A 16,864-nucleotide genomic window follows, 5' to 3' on the forward strand; every position below is an offset into this window, starting at 1 on the left:
CGATAAGCCAGCGCGCTGTCGACCAGCTCCTGCATCGCCTGCAGATAAAAATCCTCTCCCGGATCGCCAGCGCGGCCACCGCTGTAGTTATCCAGACCAATATGAATTTTGCCGTCGAGGAAGGTCCCGACGGTCAATACCACCGCTTTGGCGCGGAATTTGAGTCCCATTTGGGTCACGGCGCCGACAACGCGATCGTTTTCGACAATCAGATCTTCAACCGCCTGCTGGAAGATCATCAGATTCGGCTGGTTCTCCAGCGCGGTTCGAACCGCCTGGCGATAAAGCACACGATCCGCCTGAGCACGGGTGGCGCGAACCGCCGGACCTTTGCTGGCGTTTAGTATCCTAAACTGAATACCTGCCTGATCGATCGCTTTCGCCATCAGACCGCCGAGCGCGTCCACCTCTTTTACCAGATGTCCCTTTCCAATACCGCCGATCGCCGGGTTGCAGCTCATCTGTCCCAACGTGTCAATATTGTGTGTCAAAAGCAGAGTCTGTTGACCCATACGCGCTGCGGCCATCGCGGCCTCAGTGCCTGCATGACCCCCGCCAATAATAATGACGTCAAAAGGATCCTGATAAAACATGGTAATTGCCTCGCATAACGCGGTGTGAAAATGGATTGAAACCCAGGCGGTGGATTCTACTCAACTTTAGCCGATGGAGAAAGCCCCGGGATCCGGGCTATTAAAAAGAAGATCTTTTTATTTAGAGATCTGTTCTATTGTGATCTCTTATTAGGATCGCACCAGGCTGTGGATAACCCGGATCCTGTAATAAAGATCAATGCGTTGGAAAGGATCACTAGCTGTGAATGATCGGTGATCGTGGCCCGTATAAGCTGGGATCAAAACGGGTACTTATACACAACTCAAAAAGTGAACAACGGTTATTCTTTGGATAACTACCGGTTGATCCAAGCTTTCCACCAGATTTATCCACAATGGATCGCACGATCTTTACACTTATTTGAGTAAATTAATCCAGGATCCGAGCCAAATCTCCGCTGGATCTTCCGGAATCTCATGTTCAAGAATGTTGATCTTCAGTGTTTCCCCAACCTGTTTTGCGCCAGCGCCTTTCAGTTCCGCTTCTATTTTCTCAATCGCGCCGCAAAACGTGTCGTATTCTCGACTGCCAATGCCAATTGCGCCGAAACGTACCGCGGAAAGATCGGGTTTCTGCGTCTGAAGGTCTTCATAGAAAGGGGTCAGGTTGTCCGGAATGTCTCCGGCGCCGTGCGTTGAGCTGATTATCAGCCAGATCCCGGAAGTTGACAGATCCTCTAATAGCGGACCGTGCACCGTTTCGGTTGAAAAACCGGCAGCTTCCAGCTTTTCCGCCAGATGTTCCGCGACGTATTCAGCGCCGCCCAGGGTGCTGCCGCTGATAAGAGTAATGTCTGCCATTGATCGCTCGCTCAGGTAAAGAGGCTGCATTGTACTCTGTGAACGAGCTGGGATCTACCTGTGGAAAAATGTGGGATTAAAAAAGCCGATCATGGCTTGATGGTGCGCATGATCGGGTTCTGCAAGACGATCAGTGTCTCAGTGGACTGAATTTCATCAATTGTTTGGATCTTGTTGATAAGTACGTGCTGAAGCGCGTCGATTGATTTGCACATCACTTTTATAAAGATGCTGTAGTGACCGGTGGTGTAATACGCTTCCGTCACCTCATCCAGGCTTTCCAGCCGGGCCAGTGCGGAGGGATAGTCTTTGGCGCTTTTGAGGATGATGCCAATAAAGCAGCCCACATCGTAGCCCAGTTGTTTAGGGCTGACGTCAATCCGTGCGCCCGTAATGATCCCGGCCTGCTTCATTTTCTCGACGCGAACGTGAATGGTTCCAGGGCTAACGCCAAATTGTTTGGCCAGTTCGGCGTAGGCGGTGCGGGCATTTCCCATTAAGGCGTCAAGGATGCCGCGGTCCAGATTGTCGATCTGATAATTTTCCATCGCTTTTTCTTATGCAGATTAATGATTATCTCTATTTTAGCCATTATTTTTAACGAATCAAAACCGAAGTTAGCTTTTTATCTGTTGATTATTGAATAGTGCTCTCGTTTTGTTGCTTAATCATAGGCAACAGGACGCAGGAGTAAAAAAATGAAAACCGCTTACATTGCCAAACAACGTCAAATTAGCTTCGTGAAATCACATTTCTCTCGCCAGCTGGAGGAGCGTCTGGGTCTGATTGAGGTCCAGGCGCCGATTCTGAGTCGCGTAGGGGATGGTACGCAGGATAATTTGTCCGGCTGTGAAAAAGCGGTGCAGGTAAAAGTGAAAGCGTTGCCTGACGCCCAGTTCGAAGTGGTGCATTCACTGGCGAAGTGGAAACGTCAAACCCTGGGGCAACATGACTTCAGCGCGGGCGAAGGGCTGTACACGCACATGAAAGCCCTTCGCCCCGATGAAGACCGACTCTCTCCGCTCCACTCGGTCTATGTGGATCAGTGGGACTGGGAGCGTGTCATGGGCGATGGCGAGCGCCAATTTTCCACCCTGAAAAGCACAGTAGAGGCTATATGGGCAGGAATTAAGGCGACGGAAGCGGAAGTGCATAAACAGTTTGGTCTGGCGCCGTTCCTGCCGGATCAGATCCATTTTGTTCACAGCCAGGAACTGCTGGCGCGTTTCCCGGATCTGGATGCGAAAGGGCGCGAACGCGCGATCGCCAAAGAACTTGGCGCCGTTTTCCTGGTGGGGATCGGCGGTAAACTGAGCGATGGCCACCGCCATGATGTACGCGCGCCGGATTATGATGACTGGAGCTCCGCATCTGAGCTGGGCTACGCCGGTCTGAACGGCGATATCCTGGTGTGGAACCCGGTGCTGGAAGATGCGTTTGAGCTTTCCTCTATGGGTATCCGCGTAGATGCCGATACGCTGATGCGCCAGCTGGCGTTGACCGGTGATGAAGATCGCCTGCAACTGGAGTGGCATCAGGCGCTGCTGCGCGGCGAAATGCCGCAGACCATCGGCGGCGGGATTGGGCAGTCGCGTCTGACGATGTTGCTGCTGCAATTGCCGCATATTGGTCAGGTACAGTGCGGCGTATGGCCCGCGCAGGTTCGCGAAAGCATTCCTGCTATTTTATAAGCCGTTAGCGCCGCCAGCGTCTCAGCAGGCGGCTTCGCATCCCGGTGTCAAAGCGCCAGATATGATCGAAAATGCGCATGATGCCGGGTTTGCCGTGCGCCGACATCGCCACCGCATGGAATCGATGCTGGTGAAGACGCTGCAACTCTTCCACTTTGCTCACCACGTCATCCGGCAAGCGCTGGGCGATAAAATCCGAAATGACCACCGCATCGGCATCAAACCATTCCCGTCCCTGCATTCTTTCAATAATGGCGCGAAAACAGCTGGCGATATCTGTGCCGCCGCGAAAACGCTGACTTAAAAAGCGGATGGCCTGCTCGATACCTTCCGGGCCGGAGAGTTCATAACGCACAACGTCAGTGGAAAACAGCATAATAAAGCAGCGGCGGTTATCCGCCAGCGCAACGCGCATCAACGCCAGGCAGAACGCTTTTGCGCACTGCTCGTTAAATCCTCCCATCGAGCCTGAAGTATCGACGCAGACAATAAACGGTCCGCGCGGCTGCTCGTCGACATCCTGGTGTACTACCGGCCGTTCGGTCACTTTCTCACGCCACGCTTCGCCATACAGGCGATAGGTGAGGAGCTGTTTTTCCACTAACCGGCGGTAGAATTCATATTCCAGCTCGGTGATGCCGAGCGTCGCCAGCTCTGGCGGCAACAGGCGCAGAATATCATCGCCTTGCTGAATACCGTCAACCTGCTCCGGCACCGTAGCGGGTTCGCGTACCAGTGTACGAAAGGTTTCCATCGGCGCGTCTTTTTTCGGTACCGATTTGGCTTCCCGCGAACGTCCCAGTTGTTCCGCCAGTTGCATTAGCTCCGGCTGGGCGGCGAGAAATTCGCCGTATTTTACGATCAGTTGATAATCACCACGTTTAAGCTGGCCCGCGCTCATATCCCACAGGCGGCCTGCGGCATTATCATTTTCCGCCAGCGTCGGTTCCAGTTGCCCGCTCAGCGTCATCCGTTCCTGAACGTCACTCAGCAACTGCTCGCGCTCTTCTTCCAGTAGTTGCTGGTTTAACGTGGTGGCCTGCACGACCAGACTTAACCGCCAGCGTTGCAAAAAAAGCGTGTGTAGCGCAGGGGTAAAGGTACTGTTGCTCTCCGTCAACTGCTTCGCCTGCGCGGCATACGGTGAATTCAGGCGGTGAAGCAACGCCAGTATTTGCGGCAGTTGCACGATGAACTGTGATGTAGAGAGAAGTTGGCTTTGTTGATAACACATGACCTCTTCCGTGAGTTCCGGCGGAACGCGTGCGTCTTTAAGACGGCTGCGTAGCGCTTCCCGCCAGCGCGGGAGATCGGCGGTCACGGCGTTTTTTAAACGCGGAAACTTTTCAAAGAAAATGACCAGCTGTGGGGAAGCCAGTAGCGCAAGGATCATCTCTTCGACCATTCCCTCTTCGCTGACGGCCAGCATGGCATTTAGCGTATCCAGCGTCAGCATTGTTGCGCCTGGCGGATCTGTTCTCCTACATCCTGCAGGCTGGCCTCAATGCGCCCTAACCAGTCGCTGTGAATAAACAGGCAATGTTGCTGCTCACTGAAGCGGGTATGCTGCTGGCGCCAGTCGTTTTCTAACGTTTCCAACTGCTGTTTGATCTCCGCAGGCATACTGTCTTCAGCCGCTCCCGGTAACGCCAGACGGGTACCTTGTAGACTGATGTCGCGCACCACCAGATGTTGAGTGTTATCGACTTCCATATTCAACGTTTGGGCAAAGCCGATCCCGTTCAGTTTGCCGCGGATCTCGCCGCCTTTGGTCAGCCAAAGTTCCAGCGCGCTGCGGTCAAAGGTAATATGGATTACTTCCATATCATGCAGTTTTAGCGGTTTTTGTAGCAATAACGTCAACGTTGACGCACTGGCTTCCGGCGGTAAAGTGTAATGCGGGCGACGGCTGAACATACCGCCTTCTTTAATGACGGTGAAGGCGGTTTTATCGCTTTGCTGTTGCTGCAACTGGAGGCGGCGCTGGACGATACCGCCGAGGCGAGTCAGCATGGCCTGCTGCTGCCAGGCGTGTCCGGTCATCAATATTTCCAGTTGCTGTTGCATGAGATTCAGACTCTGCGCGTCATACCACAAGCAATCTTTTAGCAGGATAAGGTCAATCGGCGCAACCGCGTCGCGTCCGCTAAAGAAGGCGCTGGCCTGTAACAGGCGGATGGCTTTCTTCCAGCGACGGTCGGAGACATAAGGCGCATTCGGCAAATTATCCAGCTGTTGGCGCAGAGTAAATACCAGCTCAAAGACCGGATCAGGGAGTGAAATCGCGCCGATATCTTTTTGCCACTGTTGATATTCTTCGTCGCTAACCTGTAACGAGGCGGGGACCGGGTTATCGCTCTCATCCTGCTGACTAACCAGCATGGAGCGGAAATTGGCTTTATCCTGAACTTTATCCAGCCACAGGCGAATCAACATTCGGTCGTACAAGGCTTCCAGGCTGCTGTCCGCTTCGGGCAGTTCGTTAGAGGCCGCCACCAGCAGCCGCATCGGAATTTTTTCCTCAAACGCGCCGTTGCGGAAATGGCGTTCGTTAATGGCGGTCAGCAATGTGTTCAGGATAGCGGGCCCGGCTTTCCAGATTTCATCCAGAAAAACAATTTCGGCCTCCGGAAGATAACCGGCGGTCAAACGCTCGTAACGTCCTTCATCTTTCAGCGCCTGAATAGAGAGCGGGCCAAAAACCTCTTCCGGCGTGGAAAAGCGTGTCATCAGATATTCAAACGCGCGGGCGCGCTGGAAAGCAAACTTCAGGCGGCGGGCAATCAGACTCTTGGCGATACCGGGCGGGCCCAACAAAAAGACGCTCTCACCGCTTAACGCCGCCAGTAGGCAAAGGCGTATGGCGTGACTACGTTCATACAGCCCCTTCTCAAGGGCGCTGCTCAGACGGGAAATTCTTTCCGCTAATAAATGTGGGTGAGCCATAATAAAGAGGCGTCCTTTCGACAAATGGATCATGCTAATTGCGAGTATATACCTAAAATAATTCGAGTTGCTTAAAGGCGGCAAGGGAGTGAGTCCCCAGGAGCATAGATAACTATGTGACTGGGGTGAGCGACAAATCTGCCGGGAGCAGATTTGAACGTCGCGTGCGACGGCCCGTCAGGGCGAGGCCCATGGATGGGCCGAGTAATCCGTAGCCAACACATAAGCGACTTGAAGTATGAAGGGTATAGACGTTTCACCACCGGGGCTATAATCGTCTGATGCGCTGTTTATTTTTCTTTGAGCCAGGTTAATCTGGCTTCATTTAGGGGTACGATTTTATGATTAATCGTGCATACTGTGCGCTTTTTTGTGGGCCAAGGGACTAAGCACACATTTCATATCTATACATTCATTCATTCAAACTACATCAAGGCGGCAAAGGAGTGAATCCCCTGGCACTGACTTAAACGTGTGACTGGGGTAAGCGAATGCAGCCGACAAGGAGGTAGCGTGAAGGGTGACGTGTATAAACGAAAGATGAGTCTATGAGCACTGATAATAAGCAATCGTTGCCTGCGATAACCCTCGCAGCTATTGGGGTTGTCTACGGTGATATTGGTACCAGCCCGCTTTATACGCTTCGTGAATGTTTGTCCGGTCAGTTTGGTTTTGGCGTTGAACGAGATGCCGTGTTTGGTTTTCTGTCGCTGATCTTCTGGCTACTCATCTTTGTGGTTTCCATCAAATATCTCACCTTCGTGATGCGCGCCGATAACGCGGGTGAAGGTGGAATTTTGACGCTGATGTCGCTTGCCGGGCGTAATACCTCGGCGCGCACCACATCCATGTTAGTTATCATGGGACTGATAGGCGGCAGCTTTTTCTATGGCGAAGTGGTGATTACGCCGGCGATTTCGGTGATGTCGGCGATTGAAGGCCTGGAGATTGTCGCGCCGCAGCTGGATACCTGGATTGTCCCGCTCTCCATTATTGTGCTGACTCTGTTGTTTATGATTCAGAAGCACGGTACGGGAATGGTAGGGAAACTCTTTGCACCGATCATGCTGACCTGGTTTTTAATCCTGGCGGTACTTGGCCTGCGCAGTATTATCGCCAATCCCGAAGTGTTACATGCGCTGAATCCTGTCTGGGCGGTACGTTTTTTCCTTGAATATAAAACCGTATCATTTATTGCGTTGGGCGCGGTGGTGCTGTCGATTACCGGCGTAGAGGCGTTGTACGCCGATATGGGACACTTCGGTAAGTTCCCGATTCGCCTGGCGTGGTTTACCGTGGTATTGCCGTCGTTAGTACTGAACTACTTTGGTCAGGGCGCATTGCTACTAAAGCATCCGGAAGCGATTAAAAACCCCTTCTTCCTGTTGGCGCCGGACTGGGCGTTAATTCCGCTGCTTATTCTGGCCGCGCTGGCGACGGTGATCGCCTCCCAGGCGGTAATTTCCGGCGTCTTTTCGCTGACGCGTCAGGCTGTGCGTCTTGGCTATTTGTCGCCAATGCGCATTATCCATACCTCCGAGATGGAGTCCGGTCAGATCTATATCCCTTTCGTTAACTGGCTGCTTTATTTCGCGGTCGTGGTTGTTATTGTTAGCTTTGAGCACTCCAGCAACCTGGCGGCGGCCTATGGTATCGCCGTGACCGGCACGATGGTGCTGACGTCTATTCTTTCTACGACCGTGGCGCGTAAGAACTGGCACTGGAACAAATATTTTGTCGCGCTGATCCTCATCGCATTCCTGTGCGTGGATATCCCGCTGTTCTCGGCCAACCTCGACAAATTGTTGTCCGGTGGTTGGCTGCCGCTGAGCCTGGGCCTGATCATGTTCACGATCATGACCACCTGGAAGAGCGAGCGTTTCCGTCTGTTGCGTCGTATGCATGAACACGGTAATTCGCTGGAAGCGATGATTGCTTCACTGGAGAAGTCACCGCCGGTTCGGGTACCGGGTACTGCCGTATACATGTCGCGCGCGCTCAGTGTGATCCCTTTTGCTTTATTGCATAACCTGAAGCACAACAAAGTGTTGCATGAGCGCGTAATCTTACTGACGTTGCGTACGGAAGATGCGCCTTATGTGCATAACGTTCGCCGGGTGCAGATTGAGCAGTTGTCTCCGACATTCTGGCGCGTGGTGGCCAGCTACGGCTGGCGCGAAACGCCAAACGTTGAAGAGGTGTTCCACCGCTGCGGTCTGGAAGGGCTTAGCTGTCGGATGATGGAAACGTCGTTCTTTATGTCGCACGAGTCGTTGATTGTCGGCAAACGCCCGTGGTATTTGCGTCTGCGCGGCAAGCTGTATTTGTTGTTGCAACGCAACGCCCTGCGCGCGCCGGATCAGTTCGAGATCCCGCCTAACCGTGTGATTGAGTTAGGTACGCAGGTCGAGATTTAACCTCCCATCACCATGCCGGGGGCCGCGTTGGCTTGCCCGGCCTGGCCAATCCGTAGATTCCCACACGATAATCGCCATCGGGTGATTATCTTCACCTGATTTCCGCTAGCGAAACGTTTCGACGGCGATCACAATTCTGTTACGTTATGATGGTTTTATGAACACATCCAGGGTTACACTGCGGCCAGCGAAACGTTTCGCTAGTGGAGCAGAAAAATGAAGAAAGGCACCGTACTCAACTCTGAAATCTCGTCGGTCATTTCCCGTCTGGGGCATACTGATACTCTGGTGGTCTGTGATGCGGGTTTACCCATCCCGAATAGCACTGCGCGTATCGATATGGCACTAACCCAGGGCGTACCTTCTTTTATGCAGGTGGTGGATGTCGTGACCCGGGAAATGCAGGTTGAGGCGGCGATTCTTGCAACGGAAATCAAACAACAGAATCCGCAGCTCCACGAAACGTTGCTCACTCACCTTGAGCAACTGCAGCAACACCAGGGAAACACCATAAAAATTAGTTATACGACACACGAACAATTCAAAAAATTGACTGCAGACAGTCAGGCAGTGATTCGCAGCGGGGAGTGTTCCCCGTATGCGAACGTCATTCTTTGCGCTGGCGTCACTTTCTGAGGCCGCTATGGACGCATTACTGCAACTCAAAGGGATCGATAAAGCGTTCCCCGGCGTGAAGGCTCTCTCCGGCGCCGCGTTAAACGTTTATCCTGGCCGCGTTATGGCGCTGGTGGGGGAAAACGGCGCCGGAAAATCCACCATGATGAAAGTATTAACCGGCATCTATACGCGAGATGCGGGATCGTTGTTATGGCTGGGTAAAGAGACCACCTTTAATGGGCCTAAATCGTCTCAGGAAGCCGGGATCGGCATTATTCATCAGGAACTGAACCTGATCCCGCAGTTGACCATTGCGGAAAACATCTTCCTGGGCCGTGAGTTTGTGAATCGCTTTGGCAAAATCGACTGGAAAAAGATGTATGCCGAAGCCGACCACCTCTTAGCCAAACTCAATCTGCGCTTTAAGAGCGATAAGCTGGTGGGCGAACTCTCTATCGGCGATCAGCAAATGGTGGAAATCGCCAAAGTGCTGAGCTTCGAATCCAAAGTCATCATTATGGATGAACCGACCGATGCGCTGACCGACACTGAAACCGACTCTCTGTTCCGCGTTATCCGCGAATTAAAATCGCAGGGGCGCGGCATTGTCTATATCTCTCACCGTATGAAAGAGATTTTCGAAATTTGCGATGACGTGACGGTCTTCCGCGATGGGCAATTTATCGCCGAGCGTGAAGTGGCCACGTTGACCGAAGATTCTCTTATCGAAATGATGGTGGGACGTAAGCTGGAAGATCAGTACCCGCATCTGGATAACGCGCCGGGTGAGATTCGCCTCAAGGTCGATAATCTGTGCGGACCGGGCGTGAATGATGTCTCTTTTGTGCTGCGAAAAGGCGAGATTCTTGGCATCTCCGGCCTGATGGGCGCCGGTCGCACCGAGCTGATGAAAGTATTGTACGGCGCGATGCCGCGAACCAGCGGTTACGTGACGCTTGATGGACACGAAGTGGTGACGCGTTCTCCGCAGGACGGGCTGGCCAATGGCATCGTTTATATCTCTGAAGACCGTAAGCGCGATGGACTGGTGCTCGGCATGTCAGTTAAAGAGAATATGTCGCTGACGGCGCTGGACTATTTCAGCCGCGCTGGCGGAAGCCTGAAACACAAAGATGAGCAGCAGGCGGTGGGGGATTTTATCCGTCTGTTCAACGTCAAGACACCGTCAATGGAACAGGCGATAGGCCTGCTTTCTGGCGGTAATCAGCAAAAAGTGGCGATTGCCCGCGGGTTGATGACGCGCCCGAAAGTGCTCATTCTCGACGAGCCGACCCGCGGCGTGGACGTCGGCGCCAAGAAAGAGATTTACCAGCTTATCAATCAGTTTAAGGCCGACGGCCTGAGCATCATTCTGGTCTCATCTGAGATGCCAGAAGTATTAGGCATGAGCGATCGCATCATCGTCATGCATGAAGGGCATCTCAGCGGTGAATTTACTCGCGAGCAGGCCACCCAGGAAGTGTTAATGGCTGCCGCAGTGGGCAAGCTTAATCGCGTGAATCAGGAGTAAAAAAGATGACAACCCAGGCTGTTTCTGGTCGCCGTTATTTCACTAAAGCGTGGCTTCTTGAGCAGAAGTCGCTCATTGCCCTGCTGGTGTTGATCGCGATTGTGTCGACGTTGAGCCCCAACTTTTTTACCGTTAATAATCTGTTCAATATTCTTCAACAGACCTCCGTTAACGCCATTATGGCGGTGGGGATGACGTTGGTGATTCTGACATCGGGGATCGATCTGTCCGTCGGTTCCCTGCTGGCGCTCACCGGCGCGGTTGCCGCTTCAATCGTCGGCGTTGAAGTGAATGCGCTGGTCGCGGTTGCCGCCGCGCTGGCGCTGGGCGCTGCGATTGGTGCCGTCACTGGCGTTATCGTCGCGAAAGGCCGCGTACAGGCGTTTATCGCTACGCTGGTGATGATGCTGCTACTGCGCGGTGTAACGATGGTTTACACCGACGGTAGCCCGGTCAACACCGGCTTTACCGATAACGCCGATCTGTTTGGCTGGTTCGGTATCGGCCGTCCGCTGGGCGTTCCTACGCCGGTCTGGATCATGGCTATCGTCTTTATCGCCGCCTGGTATATGCTGCATCACACCCGTCTGGGACGCTATATCTACGCGCTGGGCGGTAACGAAGCGGCGACGCGCCTGTCTGGCATTAGCGTGAGCAAAGTGAAAATTATCGTCTATTCACTTTGCGGCCTGACAGCGTCGCTGGCGGGCATCATTGAAGTGGCGCGCCTCTCTTCCGCGCAGCCGACGGCGGGTACCGGCTATGAGCTGGATGCTATTGCCGCCGTAGTGCTGGGCGGCACCAGCCTTGCAGGCGGTAAAGGGCGCATTGTTGGGACATTGATCGGCGCATTGATTCTCGGCTTCCTTAATAATGGTTTGAATTTGTTAGGTGTTTCCTCCTATTACCAGATGATCGTCAAAGCGGTGGTGATTTTGCTGGCGGTACTGGTAGACAACAAAAAGCAGTAACAACGACTACAGGACATCTGAAATATGAACATGAAAAAACTGGCTACCCTGGTATCTGCTGTTGCGCTGAGCGCCACCGTGAGCGCGAATGCAATGGCGAAAGACACCATTGCGCTGGTGATCTCTACCCTCAATAATCCCTTCTTCGTGTCGTTAAAAGACGGGGCGCAAAAAGAGGCGGATAAACTGGGTTATAACCTGGTGGTGCTGGACTCCCAGAACAACCCTGCCAAAGAGCTGGCGAACGTGCAGGATTTAACCGTTCGCGGGACCAAAATTCTGCTGATCAACCCGACTGACTCCGATGCGGTGGGTAACGCGGTGAAGATGGCTAACCAGGCGAAGATTCCGGTTATCACGCTTGACCGCCAGGCAACCAAAGGCGATGTCGTCAGCCATATCGCGTCTGATAACGTGCTGGGCGGTAAGATCGCTGGCGACTATATCGCGAAAAAAGCTGGCGAAGGCGCCAAAGTGATTGAGCTGCAAGGCATTGCCGGAACATCCGCGGCGCGTGAGCGTGGCGAAGGTTTCCAGCAGGCGGTAGCCGCCCACAAATTTAATGTCCTGGCCAGCCAGCCTGCCGATTTCGACCGTACTAAGGGCCTGAACGTCATGCAGAACCTGCTGACCGCGCATCCGGATGTTCAGGCTGTCTTCGCCCAGAACGATGAAATGGCGCTGGGCGCATTGCGCGCGCTGCAAACTGCCGGTAAAGCAGATGTGATGGTGGTTGGATTTGACGGTACGCCGGATGGCGAAAAGGCCGTAAAAGATGGCAAACTGGCAGCGACTATCGCTCAGTTACCGGATCAAATCGGCGCCAAAGGCGTTGAAGTGGCGGATAAGGTGCTGAAAGGCGAAAAAGTTCAGGCCAAATATCCGGTTGACCTGAAACTGGTCATCAAGCAGTAATAAACGACACGGGTCAACTATGGCCTGATGGCGACAGAAATACGCGAGCCTCCGCTGAGGTGAACGTAAAAAAAGAAAAGCAGGGCACGCGCCACCCTAACCGGTGGCGCACTTTGACGTGGAACCCCGAATATGAAAACCGCAGGTAATCTCATCGTCCTTGGCAGCATTAATGCCGATCATATCCTTAATCTTGAGTCCTTCCCTACCCCGGGTGAAACGGTAACCGGTAGCCATTATCAGGTCGCGTTTGGCGGGAAAGGCGCGAATCAGGCGGTTGCTGCGGGACGTAGCGGGGCAAATATTGCGTTTATCGCCTGCACGGGCGATGACGATATTGGCGACAGTATTCGTAAACAATTAGTCAGCGATCGTATTGATATCGCGCCAGTTAGCGTCATTAAAGGCGAGTCTACCGGGGTGGCGCTGATTTTCGTTAATGGCGAAGGCGAGAACGTCATCGGTATTCATGCCGGAGCGAATGCCGCGTTATCGCCGGCGTTGGTTGATGCGCAACGTGAACGTATCGCGCAGGCGGATGCGTTACTGATGCAGCTGGAATCGCCGCTGGAAAGCGTACTGGCGGCGGCGAAAATCGCCCATCAACATCATACTACTGTTGCGCTGAACCCGGCGCCTGCCCGTGAGCTACCGGATGAGCTGCTGGCGCTGGTGGACATCATCACGCCAAATGAAACGGAAGCTGAAAAGCTGACGGGCGTGCGTGTGGAAAATGACGACGATGCCGCGAAAGCTGCGCAGGTTTTGCATGATAAAGGCATTCGAACCGTATTAATTACCTTAGGAAGCCGTGGCGTCTGGGCCAGCGTAAACGGCGAGGGCCGCCGCGTTCCTGGATTTAGCGTTGAGGCTGTCGATACCATTGCCGCCGGAGATACGTTTAACGGCGCCTTTATCACCGCGATACTCGAGGAGACGCCGTTGCCGGAAGCGATTCGCTTTGCCCATGCCGCCGCCGCGATTGCCGTAACGCGTAAAGGCGCGCAACCTTCCGTTCCGTGGCGCGAAGAGATAGAAGCGTTTTTACATCAGCAGGGGTAACGCTTGGCTACTATGAAAGATGTTGCCCGCCTGGCGGGAGTCTCTACATCGACGGTCTCTCACGTTATCAACAAAGATCGCTTTGTGAGTGAGACGATAACCGAAAAAGTTGAAGCGGCGATTAAATCGCTTAACTATGCGCCTTCTGCGCTGGCGCGAAGCCTCAAGTTAAACCAGACCCGCACGATTGGTATGTTGATTACCGCCAGTACCAACCCTTTTTATTCCGAACTGGTGCGCGGCGTTGAGCGAAGCTGTTTTGAGCGCGGTTATAGTCTGGTGCTGTGCAATACCGAAGGCGACGAGCAACGGATGAACCGTAACCTGGAGACGCTGATGCAAAAACGGGTAGACGGTTTACTGCTGCTGTGTACCGAAACGCATCAGCCTTCTCGGGAAATCATGGAGCGTTATCCGTCTATTCCTACCGTCATGATGGACTGGTCGCCGTTTGATGGCGAGGGCGATAGCGATCTCATTCAGGATAATTCGTTGTTAGGCGGCGATCTTGCGACCCAACACCTTATCGATAAAGGATTTACCCGAATAGCCTGTATTACCGGCCCGCTGGACAAAACGCCAGCGCGTTTGCGGCTGGAAGGGTATCGGGCGGCGATGAAACGCGCAGGGCTGGCTATTCCGCAAGGCTATGAGATCACCGGCGATTTTGAATTTGGCGGCGGCTTTGACGCCATGCAGGCGTTACTGGCTCATCAACAGCGACCGCAAGCGGTTTTTACCGGAAACGATGCGATGGCTGTCGGTGCCTATCAGGCGCTATATCAGGCGGGGCTTCGTATTCCGCAGGATATGGCGGTCATTGGCTATGATGATATTGAGCTGGCGCGCTATATGACGCCGCCGCTGACGACTATCCATCAGCCGAAAGATGAATTGGGCGAGCTGGCTATTGATGTGTTGATTCATCGGATGGCGCAGCCCGCCTTGCAACAACAGCGACTTCAGCTTACTCCGGTTTTGACGGTGCGTGGGTCGGTTTAGATTTATGCCGTTCTTTAATCAGATTGTTGCCGTCTTTGGCTCTTAGCAGCATAAACATCAGCGCGGACACGATAGTGATCGCCCCCATCGTGATAAAGGTATAGTGGAACTGTTCTACGGTACTGGTGCCCGCAAAACCTTCATAAATACGTAACACCGCCGCGCTGATCGCCACGCCTAAACTGATAGACAATTGCTGCGTAACTGCCAGAACGCTGTTGCCGCTGCTGGCGTTATCGTCCGTCAGATCCGCAAGAGTAATCGTATTCATTGCCGTAAATTGAGTGGACATCGCCATTCCAAGAATGAATAGCGGCAGCACGAGCATCCAGATCGGCATGGCGGGAGATTGAAACGAAAACTGGGCAATCATCAGACCGATAAATACCGTAATGCCGACCAGAGTCTTCCGGTATCCCAAACGTCGCAAAACCTGCGTTACGGTCGATTTCGCGATAATAGAACCCAAAGCCGTCGGTGCCATCATGCAGCCAGCGATCAGAGCCGGGTAGCCAAAACCAACCTGTAGCATTAACGGCATCAAAAAAGGTACGCAGCCAGTCCCCAGACGCGTGGCGAGGTTGCCGGCAATACCGACGGAAAATGTGCGTGTCTTAAACAGCGATAGTGATATTAACGGTGTCGGATGACGGCGGGCGTGGCGGATATAGGCCAATAGTAGAACGATACTGCAAAAAATAATGGCGGATGCGATCCATGTCGCCACAATCTTTTCGCCAAACAGTTCCATTCCGCTGGAAAATAAAACCAGACTTAACCCAAAAAGAAAGAAGCCGGTCATGTCAAACTTGCGACGCGGCGTGGTGAAGTTGGGCATATATTTGCGGGCATACAGAATGCCTGCAACACCAATGGGAATATTAATCAGGAAGATCCAGTGCCAGCTTGCCCAGGTCACCAGTACGCCGCCTAATACCGGCCCCAGAATCGGACCTACCAGCCCCGGCATAGTGACAAAGTTAAGAACGGGCAGCAGCTCACTACGCGGATAGGCTCGCAATAACGCCAGCCGCGCCACTGGCATCATCATCGCTCCGCCGACGCCTTGTACGACGCGAAAAATAACCAATTCAGATAGTGAACTGGAGAGCGCGCAGGCCAGCGAGCCTAACGTAAACAGACTTACGGCAACCATAAAGACGCGACGCGTACCGAAGCGGTCAGCCAGCCAGCCGCTTACCGGAATTAACATAGCTACTGTCAGGGTATAACTGATAATAGCGGACTGCATGGCGAGTGGGGAACGGTTAAGACTATGCGCAATAGCCGGTAAAGCGGTATTCAAAATGGTGGCGTCTAGCGCCTGCATAAAGAAGGCCATCGCCGCGATCCACGGCAGGCCAGCCATACTGCGCGCTTTTTTGCTGGTCATTCAATATCCTGTTAATTATCTGGTCTCTCATTGGGCGCTATTAACAACGCCTGGCAGGCCTGGAAAGCGCGTTCGCCGTCGCCATCAGCGATGGCATCAACAATGGCCTGGTGCAAATCCAGCTTTACCACCTCGTTATAGGTGATTGAGGTAAAGTAAGTGTGATAAACCGAATGAAATAGCGTAGCAAAAGAGATTAGAAAGGGATTGGCGCTCATTTCGTAGATATGCTCGTGCCACGCCATATCCACTTCAATCCAGCGTTCACGCTTAAAATGCTTTTTCAGCGCGACCATCTCTTCCATTAAGGCATTAAGCCGCGCTTTCTGCTCCGGTGTGCCAAGAGTCGCCGCCAGCAGGCAGGCTTGCGGCTCCAGGCTAATACGCATCACCAGAAAATGATCCACCACCTGATGAAAATTTTCTTCAGTCATCCACCAGGTCAGCAGCTCTTGATCCAGAAAGTTCCAGTTTCCCTGCGGCATCACCCGCGTACCAATGCGCGGACGGGGTAGCACCATACCTTTAGCCGTCAACGTTTTCACCGCTTCGCGAACTGCCGTTCGACTTACGCCGTACTGCTCGCCCAGTTCTATTTCGCCGGGAAGAATCGTACCAGGGGCGTAGTCACCCTTTAATATCCGCTGCGCCAGCTTTTCAGCCAGAACATAGGATAGATTTTTCTGTGCGGCTAATTGTTGTGCGCTTAAAGGCATGAATGTTCTTCCTTTCTCTTTCGTTTGGTTATTAGTATGCCACCTGGAAGTGTGATTGCAGTTGCAATAACGGCAATTTGCTTATTTTATGGCACGTTAATCCCGCCATTGATGAAAAAAGAGACACTCAGAAAATTATTTTAAATTTCCTCTTGTCAGGCAGAAATAACTCCCTATAATGCGCCAC

At 53.1% G+C, this 16,864-nt stretch carries 15 protein-coding genes; 8 read left to right on the forward strand and 7 right to left on the reverse strand.

Going from position 1 to position 16,864, the window contains the following annotated elements; genetic code table 11:
- From ACLD11_RS20905 to asnC, 3 genes are all read right to left on the reverse strand, one after another.
- A partial coding sequence (locus tag ACLD11_RS20905) for an FAD-dependent oxidoreductase (RefSeq protein WP_411015328.1) occupies positions 1-593 on the reverse strand: 593 nt, incomplete at its 3' end.
- 378 nt (positions 594-971) lie between these two features.
- Positions 972-1,415 (reverse strand): FMN-binding protein MioC, encoded by a 444-nt coding sequence (gene mioC, locus ACLD11_RS20910; protein WP_000763722.1) that lies wholly within the window; start codon positions 1,413-1,415, stop codon positions 972-974.
- Between the two features lie 89 nt (positions 1,416-1,504).
- Entirely contained in the window at positions 1,505-1,963 is a 459-nt protein-coding gene (gene asnC, locus ACLD11_RS20915; protein ID WP_000433018.1) for a transcriptional regulator AsnC, read from the reverse strand.
- Between the two features lie 150 nt (positions 1,964-2,113).
- Here asnC and asnA point away from each other — a divergent pair, with 150 nt between their 5' ends.
- Entirely contained in the window at positions 2,114-3,106 is a 993-nt protein-coding gene (gene asnA / locus ACLD11_RS20920) for an aspartate--ammonia ligase (RefSeq protein WP_000845118.1), read from the forward strand.
- A gap of 4 nt (positions 3,107-3,110) precedes the next feature.
- Here asnA and viaA read toward each other — a convergent pair whose 3' ends face one another.
- Together viaA and ravA are read right to left on the reverse strand one after the other, a co-directional pair.
- A complete protein-coding gene (gene viaA / locus ACLD11_RS20925) occupies positions 3,111-4,562 on the reverse strand; it encodes an ATPase RavA stimulator ViaA (RefSeq protein WP_411012023.1) in 1,452 nt (483 codons plus the stop codon).
- Positions 4,556-6,052 carry an ATPase RavA gene (gene ravA, locus ACLD11_RS20930; protein ID WP_411012022.1) on the reverse strand — a complete coding sequence of 499 codons (1,497 nt, stop codon included), beginning with the start codon at positions 6,050-6,052 and terminating at the stop codon, positions 4,556-4,558. The genes viaA and ravA overlap by 7 nt, the downstream gene beginning before the upstream one ends.
- Positions 6,053-6,600: 548 nt before the next feature.
- Between ravA and kup the strand changes: the two genes are divergently transcribed.
- From kup to rbsR, 7 genes are all read left to right on the forward strand, one after another.
- A complete protein-coding gene (gene kup, locus ACLD11_RS20935) occupies positions 6,601-8,469 on the forward strand; it encodes a low affinity potassium transporter Kup (RefSeq protein WP_000102338.1) in 1,869 nt (622 codons plus the stop codon).
- A gap of 216 nt (positions 8,470-8,685) precedes the next feature.
- Complete coding sequence (rbsD, locus tag ACLD11_RS20940; protein WP_000715944.1) at positions 8,686-9,105, forward strand: D-ribose pyranase; 420 nt, start codon at positions 8,686-8,688, stop codon at positions 9,103-9,105.
- A gap of 7 nt (positions 9,106-9,112) precedes the next feature.
- Entirely contained in the window at positions 9,113-10,618 is a 1,506-nt protein-coding gene (gene rbsA, locus ACLD11_RS20945; RefSeq protein WP_000339359.1) for a ribose ABC transporter ATP-binding protein RbsA, read from the forward strand.
- Positions 10,619-10,623: 5 nt separating this feature from the next.
- Positions 10,624-11,589 (forward strand): ribose ABC transporter permease, encoded by a 966-nt coding sequence (gene rbsC, locus ACLD11_RS20950; RefSeq protein ID WP_000211345.1) that lies wholly within the window; start codon positions 10,624-10,626, stop codon positions 11,587-11,589.
- A gap of 24 nt (positions 11,590-11,613) precedes the next feature.
- Positions 11,614-12,504 carry a ribose ABC transporter substrate-binding protein RbsB gene (gene rbsB, locus ACLD11_RS20955; RefSeq protein ID WP_001056260.1) on the forward strand — a complete coding sequence of 297 codons (891 nt, stop codon included), beginning with the start codon at positions 11,614-11,616 and terminating at the stop codon, positions 12,502-12,504.
- A gap of 132 nt (positions 12,505-12,636) precedes the next feature.
- Positions 12,637-13,566 carry a ribokinase gene (gene rbsK, locus ACLD11_RS20960; RefSeq protein WP_000844730.1) on the forward strand — a complete coding sequence of 310 codons (930 nt, stop codon included), beginning with the start codon at positions 12,637-12,639 and terminating at the stop codon, positions 13,564-13,566.
- Between the two features lie 3 nt (positions 13,567-13,569).
- The gene (gene rbsR, locus ACLD11_RS20965; protein ID WP_000224487.1) at positions 13,570-14,568 is read left to right on the forward strand and encodes a ribose operon transcriptional repressor RbsR; all 999 of its coding nucleotides are present in this window, start codon (positions 13,570-13,572) and stop codon (positions 14,566-14,568) included.
- Here rbsR and mdtD read toward each other — a convergent pair.
- Both mdtD and ACLD11_RS20975 read right to left on the reverse strand, forming a co-directional pair.
- Entirely contained in the window at positions 14,534-15,961 is a 1,428-nt protein-coding gene (gene mdtD / locus ACLD11_RS20970; RefSeq protein WP_000202071.1) for a multidrug transporter subunit MdtD, read from the reverse strand. The two genes, rbsR and mdtD, sit on opposite strands and share 35 nt — an antisense overlap.
- 11 nt (positions 15,962-15,972) lie before the next feature.
- Positions 15,973-16,677 (reverse strand): FadR/GntR family transcriptional regulator, encoded by a 705-nt coding sequence (locus ACLD11_RS20975; RefSeq protein ID WP_001131144.1) that lies wholly within the window; start codon positions 16,675-16,677, stop codon positions 15,973-15,975.
- Positions 16,678-16,864 lie beyond the last annotated feature (187 nt).

Source organism: Salmonella sp. 741265116_PST (assembly GCF_046567715.1).
GTDB lineage: Bacteria > Pseudomonadota > Gammaproteobacteria > Enterobacterales > Enterobacteriaceae > Salmonella > Salmonella enterica.